General features: G+C 69.8%; 4 protein-coding genes. 2 read left to right on the plus strand and 2 right to left on the minus strand.

Annotated features, from left to right (window positions below; translation table 11 throughout):
• Positions 1-327: 327 nt before the first annotated feature.
• Entirely contained in the window at positions 328-1,122 is a 795-nt protein-coding gene (locus C1I93_RS29725) for a TerC family protein (protein WP_111246565.1), read from the minus strand.
• A gap of 173 nt (positions 1,123-1,295) precedes the next feature.
• Between C1I93_RS29725 and C1I93_RS29730 the strand changes: the two genes are divergently transcribed.
• Positions 1,296-1,844, plus strand: a complete 549-nt coding sequence (locus tag C1I93_RS29730; protein WP_111246566.1) for a hypothetical protein — start codon at positions 1,296-1,298, stop codon at positions 1,842-1,844.
• Between the two features lie 82 nt (positions 1,845-1,926).
• Here the strand turns inward: C1I93_RS29730 and rpsD are convergent, their stop codons facing one another.
• A complete protein-coding gene (gene rpsD / locus C1I93_RS29735) occupies positions 1,927-2,535 on the minus strand; it encodes a 30S ribosomal protein S4 (protein ID WP_111246567.1) in 609 nt (202 codons plus the stop codon).
• A 34-nt stretch (positions 2,536-2,569) separates the two neighbouring features.
• Here rpsD and C1I93_RS29740 point away from each other — a divergent pair.
• Positions 2,570-3,271: DUF2470 domain-containing protein (locus C1I93_RS29740; protein WP_181445381.1), on the plus strand; the 702-nt coding region annotated here is incomplete at its 3' end.

Consider the following 3,271-nt stretch of genomic DNA (forward strand, 5'->3'; position numbering starts at 1 on the left):
GGCCAGGACTGCGGCGAGGGCCAGGGCCAGGACGGGGACAGCCTTTCGGAGCAGCATCGCTGCACCTCCCATGAGGGAACCCCCGGGATTGCCGGGGTGGAGGTGGATGTGTCCGATCGACCGTGCGTTGATGATGCCGGTAATGATCTGGAAACGTCAATGAAAAGTTACGCGCGAGTAGCACGCGGGTGGCCAGGTTGCCCGGACGTGGCGCGTCCACTGACGACGGACGCCGCACGCACCGTCGCGGTGCGTGCGGCGTCGGAAGCGGGAACCCGGCCGGCCCGCGTACCGCGCCATGCGGGCCGGCGGGCGGCTCCGTCGGGGTCAGGCGGTCGGGGTCGGCTCCGGCTCCGGCTCCGGCGCGCCCTTCTTCACGTACGTCGGGTGCAGCTGCACCGGCTGCGCCTCCTGGCGGCGCTGACGCGACCGGACCCGCAGGTTGAGGAACTCCACGAAGATCGAGAAGGCGATCGGCCCGTACACGTAGCCCTTCGGGATGTGCTGGTCGAAGCTCTCGGCGATCAGGCTCGCGCCGATGATCAGCAGGAACGACAGGGCCAGCATCTTGACCGTCGGATGCTGGTTGACGAAGTTGCTCACCGCACCGGCCGAGACCAGCATGATGATCATCGCGATCACCACGGCGGCAATCATGATGGCGAGTTCGTCGACCATGCCGACCGCGGTGATCACCGAGTCGAGCGAGAAGACCACGTCCAGCACCAGGATCTGGGCGATGACCACACCGAACGAGACGGTCTTCTTGGCCGACCGCCCGTGGTCGGCACCCTCCAGATGCTCGTGGATTTCGTACGTCGCCTTGCCGACCAGGAACAAACCGCCGAGCAGAAGAATGAGGTCCCGCCCGGAGATCTCCTGACCGAGCACGGTGAACAACGGCGCGGTCAGGCCGATGATCCAGGACAGGGAGGCCAGCAGGAGCAGGCGGGTGATCAGGGCGAGCGAGATGCCGATCGTGCGAGCCCGAGCCTGCTGATGCTCGGGCAGCCGACCGGACAGGATCGAGATGAACACGACGTTGTCGATGCCCAACACGATCTCCAGCAGGAGCAGGGTCGCGAACGCGATCCACAGCTCGGGACTGGTCAAGAATTCCATGCCATCCTCGACTTCCAGACCGCCGCCGGGTCGGCACCCGGAGCCATCGGTCGATCTGCGTACGCATGGCGTACCGTGTCGCCGGCCCGCCCGCAACCCGGGTGGGGACGACTGGCCGAACGCGGTGGGAAACCCGCTGTCCCGAGGTCGGCTGGGGGAGGATCCTCGACGGCATGGTTGACACGTGGCGCAGCGCCGCTCTGGCCCGCACCGTCGGCCAGCTTGAGACCGACCTCGACCTGGCCTGGACACGCCTGCTCGGCGAATACGACGTCGTCCCGGGCAGCGCCGATGAGACGGCGCTGGCCGGGCTCGTGGTCGACAACCCCGACGCGTACGACTGGCGCGTCGTCGACGCCGCCTTCGACCATCTGACGTGTACGCAGTGCGGATCCACGCTGACCAGAGGTCCGCTCACCTGCCGGCGCTGCGCCTACCACCACGAGTTGCGCTTCGCGGCCCGCGAGACGGACCGGCCGCAGGTGCCACCCGGCAATGAGCACGCCATCCGTGTCTCGTTCGCAGTCGCCCGCCACCGCCACCGCTACAGTCCACGAGCCCGGGTCGGCTACGAACTGGTACTGCCCGACCTCGTCGCCGGCGGCCTACCCACCACGAAGCAGGCCCAGGCCGCCAAAGCGTTGATCAACAAGTTGACCCCCGAGGAGTGCGACCGGGTGGCGACCTTCGCCGAGGTCAAAGCAGTGGCTCGGACCCGGTGAGGCACGCTCGACCGGGCCCTGGTCGAGCTGGCCGCGTGGCGGCGCGGCAGGTGCCGGCGGCGGCCGGGCAGCCGGGTGCGGGTCAGCGCGAGTAGTGCTCGACGACCAACTGTTCCTGGCAGATCACCGGCACCTCGGCCCGCAGCGGGAGCCGGACCAGTCGTACGGTCAGGTTGGCGAGATCGACCGACAGGTAGGGTGCCGGGCGCTGCGGCGCGTGCGCGCCGGCTGCGGCGGCGAGAAACGGCGGCTTCATCCGGCTGCCGGGCGCGACGGCGATGACGTCACCCGGGCTCAACCGCGCCGACGGGCGATCGAGCCGGCGCCCGTTCACCGTCACGTGCCGGTGCGTCACCGCCTGCCGGGCCTGGTAGATCGTCCGCGCCAGACCGGCCCGCAGCACCAGCGCGTCCAGCCTGGTCTCCAGGTCGACGATGAGCGCTTCGCCGGTCTTGCCTTCGCGGCGGGCAGCCTGCGCGAACGCCCGCCGCAGTTGCCCCTCGCTGAGGTGGTACTGCGCCTTGAGTCGCTGCTTCTCCAGCAGGCGGACCTTGTAGTCGCTGGTGCTCTTGCGGGAACGTCCGTGCTGGCCGGGCGGGAACGGGCGGCGCTCGAAGTAGCGCACGCACTTCGGGGTCAGCGGGATGCCGAGGGCACGGGATCGCTTGATTTTCGGACGGGACTGGTTCACGGCTCACCTCTCGTACTAAGGTAAGCCTAACCTAATAGGAGGTGCCAGGTTGAGCAACATCCACTCCGACGCTCCCGCCCGACGGCTGCGCTCGATCCTCGCCGGGGCCTCGTCGCTGGCCCTCCAGACCACCGGCCAGCGCGCCGAACTCATCGGCCGGCACTCGCTCGACGCCACCGGCCGGCTGCGGATCGACCTACCGGCCGACAGCGAACTGGCCGCCGACCTCACCCGCCGACGCGAGGTCGCGGCGATCATCCAGGTCACCGACCTGGCACCGACACCGGTCCGGGACCGGGTACGCGGCCACGGCACCCTCAGCGGCTGGCTCGCCCCGACCACCCTGCGCATCACCGATGGCGGCGCGGGCGACCTGACCGCGCTGCTCGACCTGGCCGCCGCCGAGATCAGCATCGACGGGGTGACCACGCCCGTCGACCCCGACGAGTTCGCCGCCGCCGAACCGGACCCCCTCGCCGCCGACGAGGCGGAGCTGCTCGGCCACCTCAACCACCACCACCCGCGCACCATCGAGCAGCTCTTCCGCCTGATCGACCCACGTCACCGGTACGGGGTGCGCCGCGTCGTCCCGATCCGCCTCGACCGCCACGGCCTCGTGCTCCGCCTGGAACGCGTACGCGGCCACGTCGACGTCCGGCTCGCCTTCGATTCCGCCCTACGTCATCCCGACGAACTCGGCACCCGGATGGCCGCACTTCTGCGCCACCGCCCCCAC

This window comes from Micromonospora endophytica (genome assembly GCF_003236305.1).
Classification (GTDB): Bacteria; Actinomycetota; Actinomycetes; order Mycobacteriales; family Micromonosporaceae; genus Micromonospora; species Micromonospora endophytica.